The sequence below is a fragment of the Polynucleobacter sp. JS-JIR-II-c23 genome, assembly GCF_035011225.1.
Lineage (GTDB): Bacteria > Pseudomonadota > Gammaproteobacteria > Burkholderiales > Burkholderiaceae > Polynucleobacter.
The window spans coordinates 1,192,739-1,213,436 of record NZ_JAYGQT010000001.1 but is presented as its reverse complement, the minus strand read 5'-3'; the positions used below and the strand labels follow the sequence as shown (position 1 = coordinate 1,213,436).

The following is a 20,698-nucleotide window of genomic DNA, read 5'->3' as shown; positions in this document are numbered from 1 at the left end:
ATTAAATATTGTCTAGGCAGGAGTTTGAAGTTTTTGAATCACTGCACTCTTCAGTAACTTTCCTACATTGGAGCGAGGCAAGCTGTCGTAGAAGTGAACACGTTTAGGAGTTTGTACTGGCCCCAATAAATTTCGAACAAATGCAATTAGCTCTGCTTCATCCGCTTTTTGCCCAGGATGTAATTGGACGGCAGCTTGAACAGTTTCACCCCATTTTTCATCAGGGAGACCAAAGACAAGGCATTCGTGAACGGCAGGGTGCTGACTTAAGGCGTTCTCAACATCCACTGGGTACACATTAAATCCGCCAGTAATCACGATGTCCTTAAGGCGATCCTTGAGATACAAAAATCCACGTTCATCAATTAGGCCGCGATCACCAGTATGAAGCCAGCCATCGATAATGGTTTCAGCTGTCTTTTCAGGCATGCGCCAATAGCCATTCATCAGCAGATCACCTCGGGCAACTACTTCACCGATTTCACCGGTAGGTAATAGTTTTCCTTCGGGTGACATGATGACCACATCACTAAACCAAGTAGGCCTGCCAACGGCTGCCCAGTTGTTGGGATCTTCAAAATCCTCGGGCCGCATGACCGTCAAAATTTGCGGCGCTTCGGTTTGACCATAGGTCGTACCCAGCACTGGACCAAAGAAATCACGCACCTTACGAACCTGCTCTGGAGGCATTGGCGCACCCCCATAAATCAACCTTCGTAATTTTGGATAATCATCTCTAGATGCATTAGGTAATGCCATCAACATATAAACAAGAGTTGGCGGCATGAAGCAAACAGTACCGCGTCGTTCACGAAAGGCTGTTCTCACTACTTCAGCGCCTGCACCATCCAGAATCACATGACAACCACCTTGCGCCAAGATGGGAACGATATAGGTAGATGTGCCATGGGTAATCGGAGCAGCAACAACATAGCGCTCATGCTCATCAAATCCCCATACCTGAATCTGATTAGTGATGTTTGCCATCCAAGCGCGGTAGGGCTGCATCACACCTTTAGGTGCCCCAGTTGTGCCGCCAGTAAATTTGATCGCCTGAATTGCATCTAGAGGTAATTCAAAAGAAGGTTGCGGAGCATCCTCGTGCAATTGAATTAATTCATTCATGCTGCGCGCAGAAGCGTCAGAATCAGCGCCTGTATAAACCCATGCTCCCGCAGCGCCTTTCAGTAATGCTTGATTGGCGGCATCCAAAATCACAATAGAAGGCTCGGTGACATTAACAATGCGCTGAATCTCAGGGTGGGTGCTCTTAGGGTTCAGTGGTACCCATACCTTGCCGCAAGCCAAAATTGCTAGCAGGGCAGTAATGTGATCATCGCTATTACCCGCGCAAATAGCTACTCGACTCTGTAAAGTTGGATCTAATGCGGTAAGCCCCGCTGCTAGTGCTTTAACACGCTTAGCTAAGGTGGCGTAATGAATCGGGCCACTCGGTGTGTCAATGGCAATGCGATCGGGCCAACGTTGTGCAGCCCCCCAAAAAAAATCAATCGGAAACATAATGAATTATTCGGCTTTAGCGCCAGAAGCCTTCACAACATCCCGCCAGCGCTTCACTTCGGATGCTTCAAATGCCGCCATTTTTTCTGGGGTACCAGGCTCTGGTGTTGCGGCTAACTCTTGCATGCGCTGACGCACCTCAGGTGAGTTAAGTGCTTTATTCAGAGCTGCATTGAGTTGTGTAATGACTGGTTTTGGAGTTCCGGCTGGAGCGACTAATGCAAACCAAGACTGCACATCAAAACTGGGATAGCCTGATTCAGCAATAGTTGGAACATCTGGCAAAAATGGGGAGCGTTGGGCGCTAGTCACAGCAATCGGACGAAGTTTTCCGGCCTTAATATGAGGTAATGCAGAGGGTGCGTTGTCAAACATGGATTCCACTTGACCACCAAGCAAATCCGTTACTGCAGGAGCGCTACCTTTATAAGGAATATGCAGCATTTGAATTTTTGCTTGCATCTTAAACATTTCACCGGAAAGGTGAATAGATGAGCCGCTACCAGAGGAGGCAAAGGTTACGCCATCTTTCGCATCCTTAGCGTAGCGCACGTATTCTGCAAGCGTTTTTACTGGAAGATTTGGGTTTACTACCAAAATATTCGGGATCTTGGCAATCATGCCGATCGGCTCAAAATCTTTAATCGGGTCATAGCTTAGGTTCGGATAGAGCGTGGCGTTAATCGTATTCGCAATGGAAAAGGCGTAAAGCGTATAGCCATCTGCAGGTGAGCGAGCCACAATTTCTGCGCCAACGTTGCTATTGGCGCCTGGGCGGTTTTCTACCACGATAGATTGACCTAAGGTATTGCCCATGCCAACTGATACCAAGCGGGTTAATACATCGGTTGCACCACCAGCGGAATAGCCAACAATAATTTTGATGGGTTTGGTAGGCCAGGCAGCGTTAGATTGCGCTAGGGCCGGAATTGAAGCGGCTGTGATGAGGGCAGCAAAAACAGTCAGCAAGCCTTTTTTGGGCGTGAAATGTAAAGACATAGATCTCCTTCAATTGGTAGGGTGCTTTAAGACAGTCTTAAGAAGCCCCAATTTCTTATTTATTCAGTATTTATAACACCAAAGCGGCTTAAACACCCCAATAAGGCCGCAGTCAAGGCGGTGATCCCAAATCCCTTTTATTAGGGTATCTCATTACTAAATTATTACACTTCACAACTTCACAACTTCAGAAGTTGTGATATAGTGTCGGTACTGGGAGATGAAATGAAAAGACAGGTACCGAAAACACATCAAGCCTTGGAGTGGGTGGGGAAGGGTATGACTGCTGCTCAAGCAGCCAGAAAGATGCAGATTTCAGAATCCAGTGTGTATGCCGCCCTTAGAAAGACAAAGGCGAAAGAAGTGGGTTGTTGTCCAACGTGTGGTCACAAAATAAGGAACTAAGATGAAAAAGACTTTATTAGCAGCCGTAACAATCTCTGTTGCTGCATTCGCTTATGCGAATACATCGCCGTCAGATTCTTCTGAGTTAGTCAATCAGCAGTGCAAGATATCTGCTGAAGCGGTATCTACCTTGAAGGGTCTGCGTTACGGCAACACCTCAATCCGCAAGGATGTCTCCACATTAATTAACGCTAGCCTTAAGACTCCAGAGAATCGCGAGTTAGCACAAAAGACCTTGAACCTCATGGTTGACGATAAGACAACGGATACAAGAGGTTTAGAGGGTAAGTACTGCTCTTAAGGAGTTCAGTCTGATTCCTAAAGGTGGCACATAACGCTGAATGTCCTGATTGTGGGAATATGCGGACATTGTTTAATCAGTGTCCGCATTGCGGTTCTGTCAATTTACCCATCTTGAGCTCGGATACGATTGAGCTCAACATCAAGCAAGATGGGCCATATGTTGAAGAGGCTCTAGATCGCCTAACGGACATCCTACGAAAATCGCTAGAAGTAGGTATTAAGGCCATCATTTTGATTCATGGATATGGGTCTAGTGGTGAGGGCGGTCGTATTAAGTGGGCTATTCATGAAGCGCTAGAAAACAATCGATACTCCGACCGAGTCGACGAATACCATTTTGGTGAAGATGTCGCCTATGGTGGCGAGGCCTATCATGCCTTACTTAGGCGACGTCCTGGTTTAAAGCGCTATCTCAAGCGCTTTAAGGAGGGCAATGCTGGTATGACAGTTTTATTGCTGGGATCTCAGGCTAGAAGTGCTTAGAATAGAAATATTGGCAATTAATGCTTTATCTATTAGGAATCCATTTCCATGACTACTAAGAAACTCGAACATTCAGATTCGCATGAGGATAAGCAAGCTGGCGCAGAAAGCCTGATTGGTGAATTCAAATCCCTGATGGCAGATGCGGAAGCTTTAATCAAGGCAACGGAAGATCATCCAGGCGCTGCTATTAGCTCCATTCGTAATAAAGCCCTAGAAACTCTCGCAGGCGCCAAAGAAAGTCTTTCAGGTGTCGAGGGCAAGATGCTTGATAAAGCGAAGGTGGCTGCTGAAGGCGCTGATGACTTCGTGCATCGCAATCCTTGGGAGGCAGTGGGTGTTGCAGCTGGCTTAGGTTTGTTGATTGGCTTATTCATTGGACGCCGCTAGACCCTTATGTCTCAAGAAAACTTACTTTCCTCTATCAAAGGCCTTGCATCAACTGGTGCATCGATAGCACAAACGCGCTTAGAGCTTTTATCGCTGGATGTGCAAATCGCCAGAAGTAAATTCATCAGCTTGTTAGTGATGATTATAGGGGCCTTATTCTTTTTATTCTTTGGCCTAGTGATGCTGGCATTGCTTATCGTGATTTATAGCTGGGAAACAGACCGAATGCTGGCCTTAGGTTTATTGACTGGAGCCTTTTTATTGGTTGGTCTGATTCTGGCAGCGCTGATTACTCAATCATTACGTACGATGCCTAGACTATTCGAGGCCTCTATTACTGAATTAGCCAAAGATCGCGAAGCCCTTTCAAAATGAGTGAGCATTTAAAAGCTTTAGAGCTCCGCCAACACCAATTGAAGCTTCAGGCACACCGTGAGCGCACGGAGTTTGCTGAACATTTTGAGGTTTGGGAAAAGCCGCTCTCTTGGGCTGATAAGGGGGTTGATGCGGTTAACTTCTTAAGAAGCAACCCCATTCTGTGGACCAGTGCATTTGCAGCACTTGCGCATTACAAACCCAAGTTGGCGAGCAAGGCTTTAGCAGTAGGTTGGGGCGCCATGAAGATCATCAAGAGTGCTAAAAAACTGATTTAATTTCTAGCTTTTTAAGACGGACTGATGGCGAATGCCGGATTGATTTAAAAGATCACTGCCATTTAGGAAGGTTATTTCTAGCAAGGTGATTGCGCCACATACTTTAAAGCCAGCACTACGGATTAATTTATCGGCAGCAACTAAAGTTCCGCCGGTAGCAAGAACATCGTCAAGCAGCAACACTCTGGCATCTTTAGGTAGGGTAGATTGCTGAATCTCTAAAGCATCATTTCCATATTCCAGGCCATAAGCTTCACGATGACTAGCTAAAGGGAGTTTGTTAGGCTTTCTGGCCAGCGCCAAGCCCTTGTGTGCGTGGTGGGCTAGAGCGGAGCCGAAGATAAAGCCACGAGACTCAATCCCTAGAATGTGGGTGTAATCAAATTGCTTGGCTACCTGATCTAGCTGACGAATAGCCTCTTTAAAAGCCATTGGATTGGCTAACAAGGGCGATATATCCCTAAAAAGAACCCCGGGTTTTGGAAAATCAGGAACCCCGGGTAGATAATCTAATAAATTCATCACAAGCCAATATGAAAACAGAACTTCTTATTATTACCGCATTAGAGTCCGAGCTCAAGCGTGAAGCGCTACCAAGTGGCGTGGAAATTGTTTATTCAGGCGTTGGCAAAATTAATGCTGCCATAACCAGCATCAAAGCTATTCACCAATACTCACCAAAGAGAATATTGAATTTTGGTACCGCAGGGAAAATCAATACAGAATTACAGGGCCTACTAGAAATCGGCAAGGTAATTCAGCGCGATATGGATACCGAGCCATTAGCCCCTCGCGGCAGCACTCCTTTTTGCACAAGACCGCAAGAGTATGTATCTACCGGACAATTTATCTGCGGCTCTGGCGATAGTTTTGTGACTGCTTATGATCCTTGGTTGCATAGTCAAGGTGTTGATGTTGTTGATATGGAGCTATTTGCAATTGCTGCGATTGCACATGATCATCACATACCTTGGCAATCATTTAAATACATCACCGATGAAGCTAATGAGAATTCAGGCGATGACTGGCAGTCTAAAGTCAATCACGGCCAAGACCTATACCTGGCTCAAATCAAGGACATTTTGCGTAATTAGTTTTGGTGGCATTATGTTGCTATTCATTCCCGTCTTTAGACAGCATCAATCTACTAAAGCAATCCAAAGGGGTAATTAGTGAGTATTGCAACTGCACCTGCTAGTGAGTCTTGGAGCGATAAGCGCTGGCTCTGGTTATTGAGCCCAACCATTCCATTTGCCTTTACTGCTTCTATTCTGGCTTTTTCATTGACAGGGCAATGGCTCTATTTGCTTTTTGCCCCCGCCATTATTCATATTGCTATCCCCATCTTAGATCTGACTTTTGGCGAAGACTTTAGCAATCCTCCAGAATCCGCCGTCGAGACTTTAAATAGAGATTTCTTTTATCGTGCCTTGGTCTGGCTTTATGTCCCGTTTCAACTCATTGGAACAGTCTATGGAACTTGGCTAGCGGCGACTCAATCTTTAGATTGGTATGCCTATGTCGCCTTGGTATTTACTGTGGGATCCACTAACGGTATTGGTATTGGAACCGCCCATGAACTAGGGCATAAGCAAGAATCTATTGATCGGTGGCTTTCTAAATTGGCATTAGCCTCCAGTATGTATGGTCACTTCTTTGTAGAGCATAACCGCGGCCATCACAAGCGCGTGGCAACACCCGAGGATCCTGCTAGTGCCCGTATGGGGGAAAGTTTCTGGGCCTTTCTTCCGCGTACGGTTCTTGGTAGTTTGATTTCTGCATGGGATCTTGAGCGCGAGCGCTTAAAAAGAAAAGGTAAGGGCGTTTGGAGTGTTCAGAATGAAAATCTCCAAGCTTGGTCTCTCACCATCCTCTTATATGGCGTTCTCATGTTTTGGCTTGGATGGTCAGCATTGATTTTTCTAGTTCTTCAGGGCATCTACGCTGCCTCGATGTTGGAAGTTGTGAACTACGTAGAGCACTACGGATTATTACGTCAAAAAGATCAACATGGTGAGTATGTTCGCTGCGCCCCAGAACATTCCTGGAATAGTAATCACATAGTTGGCAACATTTTGTTGTATCACCTACAGCGCCATTCTGATCATCATGCGCATCCAACTAGGCGTTATCAAGCATTGCGTCATTTTGGAGAAGCGCCTCAATTACCTGGCGGTTATGCATCTATGATTACTTTGGCGTATTGCTCGCCCCTCTGGTTCGCCTTAATGGACAAGCGTGTGGTGCGTCATTATGCTGGGGATATGAGCAAAATCAATATTCAACCTTCAGCTAGATTAAAGCTGATGAATCTCTGGGGTAATAAACAATGAAGTCTCAGGCCTTTGATTACATTGTCGTAGGTGGTGGGTCTGCTGGTAGTGTGATGGCAGGGCGGCTTAGCGAGCATGCTGGCACTAGCGTTGCATTGCTTGAGGCTGGCGGTAAGGGCGATAGCTGGGTCGTTAAAACACCTGCGGCTGCAGTAGCTATGTTACCCACTTCAATCAATAACTACGCCTTTCAAACAGTGCCTCAGAGGGGCTTAAACGGCCGCCGAGGGTATCAACCCAGGGGGAAGTGTTTAGGTGGCTCATCAGCGATTAATGCCATGATTTACACCAGAGGTCATCGCGCTGATTACGATCATTGGGCCGCTCTTGGTAATGCAGGCTGGTCATATGATGACCTACTGCCGTACTTTAAGAAAAGCGAAAACAACACCACCATTAAGAATTCCTTTCACGGAAATGATGGCCCTTTATCGGTCTCGAATCTGCAGTCGCATAATCCCTTTCAGCAAATCTATTTAATTGCAGCCAAAGAAGCTGGTTTCCCAGTTACAGATGATTTCAATGGCGCTGAGCAAGAGGGTTTGGGGATTTATCAAGTTACTCATAAAAATGGTGAGCGCTGGAGTGCAGCGCGCGGCTATTTACACCCCCATATGGGTAAACGAACAAATTTAAATGTCCAAACCGGTGTTCAGGTTGAGCGTATTTTGTTTGAAGGTAAGCGCGCTGTTGGCGTTAGCTATAGCCAAGGCGGTAAGCAGCACATCTTGCGCGCTAACAAAGAAGTCATTCTGTGTGCAGGCGCCTTCCATTCGCCGCAATTGCTCATGGTTTCTGGAGTGGGGCCTGCTCAAGAGTTAAAGAAATTCGATATACCAGTTATTCATGATTTGCCTGGTGTAGGTCAAAATCTCCAAGATCATCCAGATTTCATATTTGGCTATTCTGCAGATAGTCTCGATCTCATCGGCATTTCTTTAGGTGGTACGGTTAAATTGACCGGTGAAATTATTAAATACATTCGTTCAAGCGAAGGCATGATTGCCACCAACTTTGCAGAGGCGGGCGGCTTCCTTAAAACAGATCCCGGCCTTGATGCACCAGACGTGCAATTGCATTTTGTAGTTAGCTTAGTGGAAGACCATGCCCGTAAATTACATATGGCCCATGGCTACTCATGTCATGTATGCGTTCTGAGGCCTAAGAGTCGAGGACAGGTAACGCTAGCTAGCAACAGGATGCAAGATGCACCCTTAATTGATCCAGCTTTCTTAGCTGAAGAAGAGGATTTGGAAATCCTAGTTAAAGGTTATAAGCTGACCAAACAATTAATGGATGCCCCTGCGTTTGCTCAGATACGCAAAAAAGATGTCTTTACGCCTAATGTAAAAACAGATGATGACATTCGAAAGATTATTCGGGAGCGGGCTGATACGGTTTATCACCCAGTGGGCACCTGCAAAATGGGTCATGATGTTATGGCGGTAGTTGACTCAAGCTTGAAGGTTCATGGCATTGATGGCCTAAGAGTAGTTGATGGATCCATCATGCCAACCTTGATCGGCGGCAATACCAATGCTCCTATTATCGCTATCGCCGAAAAAGCAGTAGGCTTAATCCGAGCGGATTGCTAATCTAATCCTTCAAAATTAGGCGCTCGCTTTTCTAAAAAAGAAGTGAGAGCCTCTTTAGCTGCAGGGCCATGGAGCCGATCGATGAAGAGCTTGCCTTCAATATCAATTTGATTGAGTACTGCAGTCTTCAGTGCGCCATCCTTTAATAAAGACTTTGTTCTAGATAACGATCCCGAGGAAAGGGCGGTAAGCTTTTGAGCTCTTTGCTCCGCATAAGGCAGTGCTGATGGCTCTGTAATTACTTTATTTACAAAGCCAATTTGCTGGGCTTCATCGGCGCTGATAGGTTCACCAAAGAGCAATATTTCTGAGGCTTTTTGATGGCCAACTAGGCGTGGAAGCAATAAAGAGATGGCTCCCTCTGGAACCAAGCCCAAGGAAACAAAAGGAAAGATGAAGCGCGCATCCTTTTGGGCGTAAACCAAATCACAGTGAAACAATAATGTTGCTCCGATCCCAACTGCAACCCCATCTACAGCGGCAATCAACGGTTTAGTGAGTCCTGCAAGCACCTTTAATAAGTTAATTGGTGGGGCATCTTCATGCGTGATGGGGGATTGCATGAAATCAGCAATATCATTCCCCGCTGAAAAGGCATTACCAGCTCCAGATATCAACATCACCTTTACTTGAGGATTCTGATCTCCCTCAGACAGTATCTGCGTAAGCTCGCGATACATGGCATTGGTGAACGCATTCTTTTTCTCAGGTCGGTTGAGTACTATCTTGAGAATGCCGTCTGACAGGTGATGATTAATCATGTGATCTATGCTGCGCCTTTAAGCAAATTTGCTTTAGTTTGATCATATTCAGCCTTTAAACGAGCAACAAACTGCGCTGTAGGTGTAACCGCTTTTACAGCCCCAATGCCTTGACCGCAACCCCAGATATCTTTCCAGGCTTTCTGAGCTGCACCACCAAAGTTCATCTTGCTTGGGTCACTTTCTGGAAGATTATCCGGATCCAAGCCAGCATTGCGAATAGATGGTGCTAAATAGTTGCCGGATACACCAGTAAATAGGTTACTCAAGACAATATCGTCTGAATTGCAGTCAACTACAGCCTGTTTATAGGCATCACTTGCACGCGCCTCTTCCGTTGCAATGAATGCTGAACCAATATAGGCATAGTCGGCACCCATAGCCTGAGCTGCCAAAACAGCACCGCCAGTAGCAATAGAGCCACTTAGCACTAGTGGGCCCTTAAACCATTCCCGAATTTCCTGAATTAATGCAAAGGGACTTTTAATGCCGGCATGTCCACCAGCGCCAGCTGCAACTGCAATTAAGCCATCGGCACCTTTTTCTATCGCTTTTTTGGCAAAGGCATTATTAATAATGTCATGCAATACGATGCCGCCATAACTATGTGCAGCAGTATTAATTTCTTCGCGAGCACCTAACGAGGTAATGATGATGGGTACTTTGTATTTGACGCACAGAGCCATATCATGTTCAAGGCGATCATTGCTCTTATGCACAATTTGATTGATGGCAAAAGGTGCGGCTGGTTTCTCTGGATGCTCTTTGTTATACGCAACTAGGGCGGTAGTAATTTCAATCAACCATTCTTCAAGCTGCTCAGCCGGTCTGGCATTTAGGGCAGGCATAGAGCCAATTACACCCGCTTTGCATTGGGCAATGACCAATTTAGGATTGCTGATAATAAAAAGAGGTGCCGCAATGACGGGTAAATTGCCATCCGCCAAATGTTTTCGTAGAACTTCTGGAAGAGGTTGATTGCTCATATTTTTAAGTGATCTTTAGATTACTGCTCAGCTTTGTACCAAACTTGGGTACGACCTAATAATGGAACACCAATATAGCCACGCACATCCATTTTCTTGCCATCTTCAGTCGCAATTTTGACGCGATAGATTTCACCTTCTTCAGGATCCAGAATTTTTCCATCTATCCAAACACCCGGCTTGTCTCGTCTTAGGTCGGTCATGATTTTCATCCCAAGGATGGGCTTATCCTTACGATCATCTTTACATAGCGTGCAATACACCAAAGGCTTTTCATTCGGCTTTGGAAAGGTTTTGATAATAGTGCCTTCCAGTTTTCCATTTACTTCATCGATCTTGATTAAAGAAGAGGGCTCATTGGTTTTGTCATCAATCGTCTTCCAAACTCCAATAGCTGGGTCGGTAGCTTGAGCATGCGCATTGCCAGCAATCAGACCAAGTACGCAGGCTGATAGGATAAATTGCTTCTTTAACATTCTGAAGTCCCCTGATTTAAATAAGTCTAATTAACAGCGCTCAAAGATTCCTGCAGCGCCCATACCGGTACCAACGCACATCGTCACCATGGCGTGCTTAAGATTATGTCTCTGCAGGGCATGAATCGCTGTAGCAGCACGGATGGCACCAGTTGCACCTAAAGGATGTCCAAGAGCAATGGCACTGCCTAAAGGATTGACTTTGCTTTGATCTAAGCCAAGATCTCTAATGACCGCTAATGACTGGGCTGCAAACGCTTCGTTCAATTCGATCCAATCTAAATCCTGCAAATTGAGCCCGGCCAGCTTTAATGCAGCAGGAATAGCTTCTTTAGGTCCAATACCCATGATTTCAGGTGGAACACCTTTTACGGCAAAGCTAACAAAGCGTGCTAAAGGGGTGAGGCCAAAGGTCTTGATTGCTTTTTCGCTAGCCAAGATAAGTGCACCAACACCATCAGAGGTTTGTGAACTATTGCCAGCAGTAACGCTGCCCCTTGCGGCGAATGGAGACTTGAGTTTGGCCAAACCTTCAAGCGAGGTATCTATGCGTGGACCTTCATCTTTCAAAAATTCACGCCATTGCACATCTACTTCACCTTTACCCAGATCCATCGAGCGATGAGCTACCTTGACAGGGAAGATTTCAGAGTTAAATTCACCAGCAGCTTGTGCAGCCATAGCCTTTTGATGCGAATGGAATGCAAAAGCATCTTGATCCTCGCGACTGATCCTCCATTGCTGCGCAACTTTCTCAGCAGTTAAGCCCATGCCGTAAGCGATACCAATATTTTCATCACCCATAAAGATTTCTGGCGACATTGATGGCGAATTGCCACCCATCGGTACCATGCTCATAGACTCAACGCCACCAGCAATCATCACATCCGCTTCACCAACCCGAATGCGGTCAGCTGCCATAGCGATAGCATTTAATCCAGAGGAGCAGAAGCGGTTGACGGTAATGCCACCTATAGTATTTGGCAGTCCACCGAGGAGCAAACCTATGCGAGCCACATTCAAACCTTGCTGACCTTCTGGCATTGCGCACCCAATAATGGCATCTTCAATGGCTTTGGGATCCAGGGTAGGGACTTGCGTCAGAATATGTTGCAAGGCATTGCCAAGCAAATCATCTGGCCGAGTATTTTTTAGTGCGCCTCGTCCAGATCTGCCAATGGCACTGCGAGTAGCTGCAACGATATAAGCGTCTTGGATATTTTTCATAATGATATCTCGGTAAATTAGTTTCTAACAGGCTTGCCAGTTTGGAGAATGCCCATAATTCGTTCCATGGATTTAGGGTGGCCAATGAGTTCCACAAAAGCCTGACGCTCGAGTTTGAGAAGCCACTCTTCGGTAACTAGTGTCCCTGCATCCACATCACCGCCAGTAATAATCTCGATAATTTTCTTGGCGATATGCGCATCATGTTCAGAGATAAAGCCACCATCACGCATGTTGACTACCTGACCCATCACGGTGGCAGCAACAGAACGGCCACCAACCGGGATTAAGGTTGGGATAGGTGGCCTGTATCCAGAGTAGCGCATTGCTTTGACTTGATCTTGTGCCAAAGCAAGTAATTCATAGACGTTAGCAACAATAATGTCTCCCTTTTGGAGGTAAGCCATCTTCATTGCTTCTTGAGCAGATGAAGAAACTTTGGCCATCGCAGCATTTTCAAAAGAAGCTTTGGTGAAATCCAAATAATTAGTGTTACCAGCAAGTGCGACGCCTTGAGCTGCACGAATAGCCGCTTCCTTAAGTCCACCACCAGCAGGCAAAAGTCCAACGCCAACTTCTACTAAGCCAATATAACTTTCCATAGCGGCAACTCTGCGTGCAGATTGGAGAACTAATTCACAACCACCACCTAAAGCAATCCCAGAGACTGCAGCAACTACAGGTACTTGGGAGTATTTGATTTTTATCATCGTGTCTTGAAACTCTTTGACGAACGGCTCAACTCCAGCGGGGCCACCTTTCATAACCATTGGCATCGCAGCTTCCAAGTTGGCGCCTGCAGAAAAAGGTCCTCCAGGTGTGCCTAGCTTCAATGATGTAGGCTGCCAGATTACCAATCCCGCATAATTTGCCTCTGCGATCTCAACTGCTTTTTGTAGACCACTCAATACGTCTGGACTAAAGGTATTCATCTTCGAGCGGAATGAGGCAATTAAGACCTCTGGCTGATTGGCATCGACCCAAGCTCGGAAGTCCGTATTTTCAAAAATAGTGGTGCCCGCTGTTTTGGGATCAGGAGAACCATCTCCTAACAGTGGCGCTCTAAATACTTGCTTCTGGTATACCGGTAAAGCAGAGCGGGGGATATATTTATTCTCAGATGCAGACCATGAACCTTCAGGGGTATGGAAAGCTTGCTTATCCGCAACTGGCCCACTAAAAAGCCAAGCAGGCAGGGGTTCTTTGCTTAATGTTTTGCCGGCATCAATATCTTCTTTAATCCAGTTAGCTACTTGCGTTACACCAGCCGCTTGCCAGTCTTCAAAAGGACCTAAATTCCAGCCATAACCCCAACGCATTGCAAAATCAATCTCTCGGGCGGATTGAGCAATCTCACCAAGATGAATGGCGCAGTAGTGAAAGATATCCCGATAGATAGCCCACAAGAATTGCGCTTGGGGTTCATCGGTTTCTCTTAATAATCCTAGACGTTCAGCAATAGGTTTTTTTAGAATGCGTTCAATCAGCGGTTCAATCGTTGCAGTAGAGGGCTTGTATTCACCAGTAGCAGCATCCAGCACGAGTACATTCTTGCCATCCTTGCGATAAAAGCCTGCCTTGGTCTTCTGGCCCAGCGCACCTTTTGCAATGAGCTGACTTACAACCTCAGGCGTTTTAAATAGGGCGGAGAAAGAATCGCCTTGTAAGGCATTTTCCATAGTCTTAATGACATGAGCCATAGTATCTAGGCCAACGACATCACTAGTTCTAAAGGTAGCTGACTTAGCGCGACCTAACTTACTACCAGTAATGGCATCGACTTCATCAAAGCCAAGACCAAACTTTTGCGCCTCTGCAAAAACGGCCAGGATCGAGAAAACACCTACACGGTTACCGATAAAGTTCGGCGTATCTTTTGCACGTACAACCCCTTTGCCCATTGCGGAAGTCATAAAGGTTTCTAGAGCATTCAATACGGCAGGATCGGTATCCGCTGCTGGGATAAGTTCCAGTAAGTGCATATATCTAGGTGGATTGAAAAAGTGCACACCACAGAAGCGCTTCTTCAAATCACCAGAAAAACCTTTGGCAAGCTCACCAATAGGAAGACCTGAGGTATTGGTTGCAAACAGAGCATGCGCCGGAATATATGGAGCTACTTTTTCATAGAGAGCATGCTTCCAATCTAAACGCTCAGCAATAGCTTCAATAATGAGGTCACAATCTGCCAGGAGGCCTAAGTCGTCCTCATAATTTGCAGGAGTGATTAAATTGGCTTCTGAAGATAAACCCAGTGGAGCGGGTTTCAGTTTCTTCAGATTCTCGATCGCTTTCATGGCAATCGCATTCTTGTTAACAGGTTTGCCATCATCCGATTTGCTTGGCAAGTCAAACAGAACAACCGGTAGACCGACGTTAATGCACTGCGCAGCAATCTGGGCACCCATCACACCAGCACCTAGGATGGCTACTTTTTTAATAATCTTGTTATCACTCATGTTCAGTCTCTCAGAAAAAATCTGCCGGCATTGCCATTAACGATTTAGAGCCAGCACGTGCTTGACGGATCAGCATGGCTGTCTCAGGAAGGAGCTTGTCAAAGTAGAAGCGGGCAGTAGCCAGCTTTGCTTGATAGAAGGGATCGTTGCTGGATTTGTTTGCTAGTGCAATCTTTGCCATGCGCGCAAAAAGATAGGAATAAATCAAATGGCCCACAACGCGCAAGTAAGGAACTGCAGCAGCGCCCACTTCTTCGTGATTCATCATGGCTTTCATGCCAATTTCTTTAGTAAGCTTTTCAACCTTGACAGCGATATCAGAAAGTGGATCAATAAACTCTTGCATTTCCTTGCGAACACCTTCGTCTTCAATGAATTGTTCGATGATCTTGCCAAATTTAGTAAGCTTTTTACCCATATCGCCAAGAACCTTGCGACCCAAAAGGTCCAGTGATTGAATGGTATTGGTACCTTCGTAAATCATATTGATGCGAGCATCACGAACATATTGCTCCATACCCCATTCGGCAATGTAGCCATGACCACCAAATACCTGCATGCCTTCGTTGGTAGCGGTAAATGCGTTATCGGTTAAGAAGGCTTTAATAATTGGCGTAAGCAGGGCAACCATTTCGCCCGTTTCTTTGCGAACCTTTTCATCAGGGTGATTGAGTTCTTTATCAATCATCAGAGCTACCCAGTAAGAAAAAGCTCTACCTGCTTCTGCATAAGCTCTCTGAGTTAAGAGCATGCGCCGTACATCAGGGTGAACAATGATTGGATCAGCTGCCTTCTCTGGAGCCTTAGCGCCAGTCAAGCTGCGCATTTGTAAACGCTCTTTGGCATACGCAGCAGAGTTTTGATATGCCACCTCAGTTAAGCCAAGACTTTGCATGCCAACACCCAAACGCGCTGCATTCATCATCACAAACATGGCGTTCAGGCCTTTGTGGGGCTCGCCGACGAGGGTGCCAATAGCGCCATCAAAGTTCATAACGCAAGTGGCATTCCCATGAATACCCATCTTATGCTCTAGAGAGCCACAAGACACGGCATTAGATTTACCAATTGAACCATCGACACCAACCTGAAATTTAGGCACTGCAAATAAAGAGATACCTTTGCTTCCAATTGGAGAGTCTGGAAGACGTGCCAAAACAAGATGAATAATATTCTCAGCTAAATCATGATCACCGCTAGAGATAAAAATCTTGGTTCCGTTAATAGCATATGTACCGTCTGCTTGGGGCTCGGCTTTAGTCTTTAGTAAGCCAAGATCAGTGCCGCAATGAGGTTCCGTCAAGCACATCGTTCCAGTCCATTGACCAGAAACCAATTTTTCTAGGTAAGTTTTTTTCTGTTCTTCAGTGCCATGTGCATGTAAGCACTCATAGGCGCCATGCGATAGGCCTGGATACATCGTCCAAGATTGATTGGCAGAATTTAAAGTCTCATACAGAACGGTATTGAGTAGTTGCGGCAATCCTTGGCCACCATATGCGGGATCGCATGATAAAGCAGGCCATCCACCAGCAACATACTGCTCATAAGCCTGCTTAAAGCCAGCAGGAGTTGTCACCGATCCATCCTCATGTCGCGTACAACCTTGTTGATCACCAATTTGATTCAAAGGGAAGGCAATCTCACTAGCAAACTTGCCAGCCTCTTCAATGATCTGATTCATGGTGTCTTTATCAACATCCTGATATACAGGTAGAGCTGCGAACTCTTTGCCGGCATCAAGCATTTCATGAATAACGAATTGAATATCGCGGAGGGGTGGATTGTATTGAGGCATATTCTTTATCTTCTTTGATGGGATTTAAGAGGTACTTATTAAGAATTATTGAGTTACTTGATTTGCTGCAAAAATTTCTTTAATTAGCTTGTTTGCAATTGCTAAGCATTTTGGATTCTCTAGAAAACGAGAATCATGGTGAACGCCTAGTGCAATGCTGTAAAGCCTAAACAGTAGAGCTTGGGCATCCACTGATTTTTTTAGATGCCCCTCAGATATTGCTTCTTTAATGGCCCTAAGCAAAGCGGAGCGCCATACTTCAACGCTACGAAGTAGCTCATCTCGAACAATGCCGGGACAGTCGTCAAATTCAGCGGCTCCAGAAATAAAGAAACAGCTAGAGGTATCACCACCGCTACTCATTTTGAGCCAAGAGCTAATCATTTGATTCAGTCTGGGCAAGCCCTTTGGTTTTAAGAGTGCAGGGGCGAATACGACTTCCTGAAATTTTTGATGGTATGCACGAACAACTTCAACCTGCAGCTCTTCTCGGGAGCCAAAGTGTGCGAAGACGCCGCTTTTGCTCATCTTCACAGATTCAGCTAGATTCCCAATGGTCAAGCCTTCAAGGCCAGATTTGCTTGAAATCTCTAAGGCCGCATTCAGGATCAAAGTCTTAGTTGCCGACCCTTTGGTGGGCTCGTCTGTAGCCTTTAAATTAACCCTTACCTGGTTCATGGGATTCTTATTAACCTTAGAATGTTGTAAAAATAATACGATCGTTCGTTTATATTACATCAATACAAAAAAATTGAAACTAGTCTACAGGCCCTTTAAATACACAATCTTATCTACAGGGCCAATGGAATTAATGCACTGCACAATTAATTGAGGGAAAACCCGAGATCCAAATTCTAATAAAGGTAATTAATATTTAGTGAGTTGTTTGATATCAATAAAAACTGATCACAGGAAGATATATGAAAACAGTAAAAATTAGCGCTTTGGCTTTAGCAATGATGGGTGTATTCGCAACAAGTGCAAATGCACAGTCTGCAAAAGCAAATGCATGGGAAGGTGCTTATGGTCAGATTGGTGTGGGCTGGGGTATGTTCAATCCAACAGTATCAAATGGAACTGCAGTTCAGCCAACTGGACTCCCTGCTCCCTATCCTTCTTCTGTTAATTTAAATAGCTCTGCATCTAATGTTAATAACGTTAGCACTGGTTTGGTTAATTTAGCAGTTGGATATAACTTTGGTATTTCTCCTAATTATGTATTAGGCTTGGCCGCAACTTATTATCCTGGTGCTAGCTCAGGCGCCACTGGCAACTTAAATTACTATACTCAAAGTGGAGCGCTAGCAAAGACTTCACCAGCAAGCTATCAGGTCAAAAACTTATACAGCATTGTATTAACACCCGGATATGTCATTGACAAGGATCGCTTGGCTTATGCAAAAATTGGATATACCGGAGCCACTATTGGCTTATCAACCCCTGATCTAGCTTACAACACAAATAATTTAAGCGGATACACACTTGGCTTGGGTTATAAGCAGATTATTACAGGCTCCATTTTTGCATTTGGCGAAGTTAATTATGCTGCTTACGGCAATAAGACTGCAAATGGTACTACAACATCAGGTGCTGCTATTAGCAATCAAATTAAAGGTACTGGTACTGATATTTTGGTCGGTCTAGGTTACCGTTTCTAATCGTTGTAAATTGTTAAGTCAAAGCCCTCTCATAGCAGAGGGCTTTTTCTTTAGATTTATTGTTCCTGTGATTAGAATGAGTCATACAGATTTAACAATCTGACTATAAGTAAAACTAGATCAAGACTGAAAGTAACTCATGGTTAATCCCTCAAAACCTTGGTTGAAACACTATCCTGAGGGTGTACCTCATGATGTCGATATCTCTGGCTATAATTCTTTGCTAGATATGTTCGAGGAAGCTTTTGAACGTTATCCAAATAGACGTGCCTGTGAGTATCTCGATAAGTTCTTAACGTATCGAGAGCTTGATCAGCACTCCAAGCACTTTGCCTCTTACTTGCAAAACCTGGGTTTAGAACCTGGCGCTCGTGTTGCAATTATGTTGCCTAACGTATTGCAATTTCAGATTGCGATGATCGGTATCCTTCGTGCGGGGTACGTAGTGGTCAATGTTAATCCGCTCTATACCGCCCGTGAGTTGGAATATCAACTTAAAGATAGTGGCGCATCAGCTCTAGTCATCTTAGAAAACTTTGCACATGTTTATCAGCACATCGCTGCTGACGTGCCATTGAAAAAGACCATCGTTACTTCACTGGGTGAAATGATTGGACTCAAAGGTGCGGTAGTCAACTTTGTAGTCCGTAATGTAAAAAAACTCGTGCCCGCATGGGATTTGCCTGGTCATATTACTTTTTTGACTGCTTTAGGTGAGGGCAGTCATCATTCCTGGAATAAACCTAATACTTCTTTAAGTGACATTGCCTTTTTGCAATACACAGGGGGCACTACAGGTTTATCTAAAGGCGCCATTCTTTTGCATAGCAATATTCTTTCTAATGTCATCCAGACAGAGTTATGGCTTGAGCCGGGATTAAAGCGTAAGAATGTAGATCAATTGGTTTTCTTATGTGCGCTACCTATGTATCACATCTTTGCCTTAACAGCCTGTTCAGTATTGGGTATGCGCAAAGGTGGCCTGTTAGTTTTGGTTCCTAATCCACGTGATTTCGATGGATTCATCAAGCTATTGAAGAAGCACCCAAATATCAATATTTTCCCTGGTGTTAATACTCTCTTTAATGCACTGATGCACAAACCTGAATTTGCCTCTGTGAAGTTCCCTAATATTTTGGCCACTATTGGTGGTGGCATGGCAATGCAAAAGGTTGTTGCAGATCATTGGCAAGAAATGACTGGCGCTCCTATTGCCGAAGGATATGGCCTTTCAGAAACCTCACCAGTCGCTTGCGTAAATTCCGCTTTGATCGAAAGTTTTACTGGTTTTATTGGTTACCCAGTGCCAAGTACAGAAGTGCTTATTTTAGGTGACGACGGTATTGAAGTGCCATTTGGTACGCCTGGTGAAATTTGCATCCGGGGGCCTCAGGTAATGGCGGGTTACTGGAATAAGCCTGAAGAAACTAAGAATGTCATGACATCCGATGGCTTCTTTAAATCGGGCGATATTGGCATCATGAATGCCGATGGTCTCACTAAGATTGTGGACCGCAAAAAAGATATGGTTCTGGTTTCTGGATTTAATGTCTATCCAAATGAAGTGGAAGAAGTCCTGTCTTTGATTCCAGGCGTCTTGGAGTGTGCAGTCATTGGTGTGTCCGATGAAGACTCTGGTGAGGCTGTCAAAGCTTTCGTTGTAAAGCAAGATCAGTCCCTAACAGAAGAAGCTATCTTGGCATTCTGCAAAGAGAACCTCACTAACTATAAGCGCCCAAAGCACATCGTTTTCCGCAATGATTTACCAAAAACCAATGTTGGAAAAATCCTAAGACGTGAATTAAGGGATTTATGAGTATTACCAAGGGTCATCTTCCAAGGCTAATCATTTAAAATAAGTTTTTTAGCGCTTTATTAGTAAAAATACTATCGTGATGCTTTGGCTGCGTTCCTTTCTATTCTATTTATTTGGTTTCACAACCGTCACCATTGTTGCTAGCGCAATTATTCTGGTCATTCCCTTTACAAGTCGAAGCACGCGTTACCAGATGGGCGTATTTTGGTGCCGTTTGACCCAGAAAGCGCTTTTATTTTTCTGCGGAATTAACCTAAAGATAAAGGGCTTTGAGAATATCCCCCAAGATCCCAATAAATCATTGATTATTTTGGGTAAGCATCAATCTGCATGGGAAACCTTTATCTACCCAGCTTTCTTCCCAAGACAACTTTGCTTTGTATTCAAACGAGAATTATTGTTCGTGCCATTTTTTGGTTGGGCTTTGGCGTCGTTAAGAATGATTCACATTAATCGTGGCGATCGTGAGAAGGCGCGTGAAGCGGTCAATGAGCGGGGCAAAGTGGTTTTATCTGAGGGGAATTGGATAGCTATCTACCCAGAGGGTACTCGAACCCCTCGAGGGTCATTTAAGCCCTATAGAAAAGGCGGCGTGCGCCTTGCTATCAGCACGCAAACAGACATTCTTCCGGTGGCGCAGAACTCAGGTGCCATATGGCCTAGAAATACCTTCTTAAAGCGTCCTGGAGTGATTGCGCTTTCTATTGGACCGGTGATCTCAGTGGTGGGAAAAACGGAAGAGCAATTACAGCTTGAGGTGGAGGCTTGGATTGAAGGTGAGATGCGCAAAATTGATGCGCCTGCTTATACAAATACACTAAGCAATTAATACAAA

The 20,698-nt window shown here is 45.0% G+C and carries 21 protein-coding genes; 11 read left to right on the top strand and 10 right to left on the bottom strand.

The features are described 5' to 3' along the window. Positions 1-12 precede the first annotated feature (12 nt). Positions 13-1,521 (bottom strand): class I adenylate-forming enzyme family protein, encoded by a 1,509-nt coding sequence (locus VC159_RS06165; RefSeq protein ID WP_215360132.1) that lies wholly within the window; start codon positions 1,519-1,521, stop codon positions 13-15. Between the two features lie 6 nt (positions 1,522-1,527). Further along, complete coding sequence (locus tag VC159_RS06160; RefSeq protein WP_215360134.1) at positions 1,528-2,520, bottom strand: Bug family tripartite tricarboxylate transporter substrate binding protein; 993 nt, start codon at positions 2,518-2,520, stop codon at positions 1,528-1,530. A 406-nt stretch (positions 2,521-2,926) separates the two neighbouring features. Here VC159_RS06160 and VC159_RS06155 point away from each other — a divergent pair, with 406 nt between their 5' ends. Genes VC159_RS06155 through VC159_RS06135 form a run of 5 tightly spaced genes read left to right on the top strand, consistent with a single transcriptional unit; the run spans position 2,927 to position 4,754 of the window. Beyond that, positions 2,927-3,226 (top strand): hypothetical protein, encoded by a 300-nt coding sequence (locus VC159_RS06155; RefSeq protein WP_215360136.1) that lies wholly within the window; start codon positions 2,927-2,929, stop codon positions 3,224-3,226. Positions 3,227-3,285: 59 nt separating this feature from the next. Continuing rightward, positions 3,286-3,711 carry a Smr/MutS family protein gene (locus tag VC159_RS06150; protein ID WP_251367804.1) on the top strand — a complete coding sequence of 142 codons (426 nt, stop codon included), beginning with the start codon at positions 3,286-3,288 and terminating at the stop codon, positions 3,709-3,711. Between the two features lie 48 nt (positions 3,712-3,759). Continuing rightward, positions 3,760-4,101: a DUF883 family protein gene (locus VC159_RS06145; RefSeq protein ID WP_215360139.1), complete on the top strand. Its 342-nt coding sequence runs from the start codon at positions 3,760-3,762 to the stop codon at positions 4,099-4,101. Positions 4,102-4,107: 6 nt separating this feature from the next. Then, the gene (locus tag VC159_RS06140) at positions 4,108-4,476 is read left to right on the top strand and encodes a phage holin family protein (protein WP_215360141.1); all 369 of its coding nucleotides are present in this window, start codon (positions 4,108-4,110) and stop codon (positions 4,474-4,476) included. Continuing rightward, the gene (locus VC159_RS06135) at positions 4,473-4,754 is read left to right on the top strand and encodes a YqjK-like family protein (RefSeq protein ID WP_215360143.1); all 282 of its coding nucleotides are present in this window, start codon (positions 4,473-4,475) and stop codon (positions 4,752-4,754) included. The genes VC159_RS06140 and VC159_RS06135 overlap by 4 nt, the downstream gene beginning before the upstream one ends. Before the next feature lie 3 nt (positions 4,755-4,757). On the opposite strand, the gene VC159_RS06130 is transcribed toward VC159_RS06135, so the two are convergent. Next, a complete protein-coding gene (locus tag VC159_RS06130) occupies positions 4,758-5,276 on the bottom strand; it encodes an adenine phosphoribosyltransferase (protein ID WP_215360145.1) in 519 nt (172 codons plus the stop codon). 11 nt (positions 5,277-5,287) lie between these two features. On the opposite strand from VC159_RS06130, the gene VC159_RS06125 reads away from it, so the two are divergent. The 3 genes from VC159_RS06125 to VC159_RS06115 all read left to right on the top strand — a co-directional run bounded on the left by VC159_RS06125 (position 5,288) and on the right by VC159_RS06115 (position 8,682). Then, a complete protein-coding gene (locus tag VC159_RS06125; RefSeq protein ID WP_215360147.1) occupies positions 5,288-5,848 on the top strand; it encodes a 5'-methylthioadenosine nucleosidase in 561 nt (186 codons plus the stop codon). A gap of 84 nt (positions 5,849-5,932) precedes the next feature. Continuing rightward, positions 5,933-7,087, top strand: coding sequence for an alkane 1-monooxygenase (locus VC159_RS06120; protein ID WP_323473570.1), 1,155 nt, complete (start codon positions 5,933-5,935; stop codon positions 7,085-7,087). Then, on the top strand, positions 7,084-8,682 hold the full coding sequence (locus VC159_RS06115; RefSeq protein WP_323473093.1) for a choline dehydrogenase: 1,599 nt from the start codon (positions 7,084-7,086) through the stop codon (positions 8,680-8,682). The genes VC159_RS06120 and VC159_RS06115 overlap by 4 nt, the downstream gene beginning before the upstream one ends. Here the strand turns inward: VC159_RS06115 and VC159_RS06110 are convergent. From VC159_RS06110 to VC159_RS06080, 7 genes are read right to left on the bottom strand one after another with little or no spacing between them, the layout of a single operon-like run. Next, on the bottom strand, positions 8,679-9,443 hold the full coding sequence (locus tag VC159_RS06110) for an enoyl-CoA hydratase (protein WP_215360151.1): 765 nt from the start codon (positions 9,441-9,443) through the stop codon (positions 8,679-8,681). The two genes, VC159_RS06115 and VC159_RS06110, sit on opposite strands and share 4 nt — an antisense overlap. Before the next feature lie 5 nt (positions 9,444-9,448). Then, positions 9,449-10,429: an NAD(P)H-dependent flavin oxidoreductase gene (locus VC159_RS06105; protein WP_215360153.1), complete on the bottom strand. Its 981-nt coding sequence runs from the start codon at positions 10,427-10,429 to the stop codon at positions 9,449-9,451. Between the two features lie 20 nt (positions 10,430-10,449). Further along, positions 10,450-10,905 (bottom strand): DUF2147 domain-containing protein, encoded by a 456-nt coding sequence (locus tag VC159_RS06100; protein ID WP_072582353.1) that lies wholly within the window; start codon positions 10,903-10,905, stop codon positions 10,450-10,452. Between the two features lie 30 nt (positions 10,906-10,935). Then, the gene (locus VC159_RS06095; RefSeq protein WP_215360155.1) at positions 10,936-12,132 is read right to left on the bottom strand and encodes an acetyl-CoA C-acyltransferase; all 1,197 of its coding nucleotides are present in this window, start codon (positions 12,130-12,132) and stop codon (positions 10,936-10,938) included. A 17-nt stretch (positions 12,133-12,149) separates the two neighbouring features. Further along, positions 12,150-14,591 carry a 3-hydroxyacyl-CoA dehydrogenase/enoyl-CoA hydratase family protein gene (locus VC159_RS06090; protein ID WP_215360157.1) on the bottom strand — a complete coding sequence of 814 codons (2,442 nt, stop codon included), beginning with the start codon at positions 14,589-14,591 and terminating at the stop codon, positions 12,150-12,152. Between the two features lie 10 nt (positions 14,592-14,601). Then, positions 14,602-16,389, bottom strand: a complete 1,788-nt coding sequence (locus VC159_RS06085; protein WP_215360158.1) for an acyl-CoA dehydrogenase C-terminal domain-containing protein — start codon at positions 16,387-16,389, stop codon at positions 14,602-14,604. Between the two features lie 45 nt (positions 16,390-16,434). Further along, entirely contained in the window at positions 16,435-17,067 is a 633-nt protein-coding gene (locus VC159_RS06080) for a TetR/AcrR family transcriptional regulator (protein WP_072582357.1), read from the bottom strand. 242 nt (positions 17,068-17,309) lie between these two features. Here VC159_RS06080 and VC159_RS06075 point away from each other — a divergent pair, with 242 nt between their 5' ends. From VC159_RS06075 to VC159_RS06065, 3 genes are all read left to right on the top strand, one after another. Next, positions 17,310-18,047, top strand: coding sequence for an outer membrane protein (locus VC159_RS06075; RefSeq protein ID WP_215360160.1), 738 nt, complete (start codon positions 17,310-17,312; stop codon positions 18,045-18,047). Between the two features lie 139 nt (positions 18,048-18,186). After that, the gene (locus tag VC159_RS06070) at positions 18,187-19,863 is read left to right on the top strand and encodes a long-chain-fatty-acid--CoA ligase (protein ID WP_323473092.1); all 1,677 of its coding nucleotides are present in this window, start codon (positions 18,187-18,189) and stop codon (positions 19,861-19,863) included. A gap of 79 nt (positions 19,864-19,942) precedes the next feature. Next, the gene (locus VC159_RS06065; RefSeq protein WP_323473569.1) at positions 19,943-20,692 is read left to right on the top strand and encodes a lysophospholipid acyltransferase family protein; all 750 of its coding nucleotides are present in this window, start codon (positions 19,943-19,945) and stop codon (positions 20,690-20,692) included. Positions 20,693-20,698 lie beyond the last annotated feature (6 nt).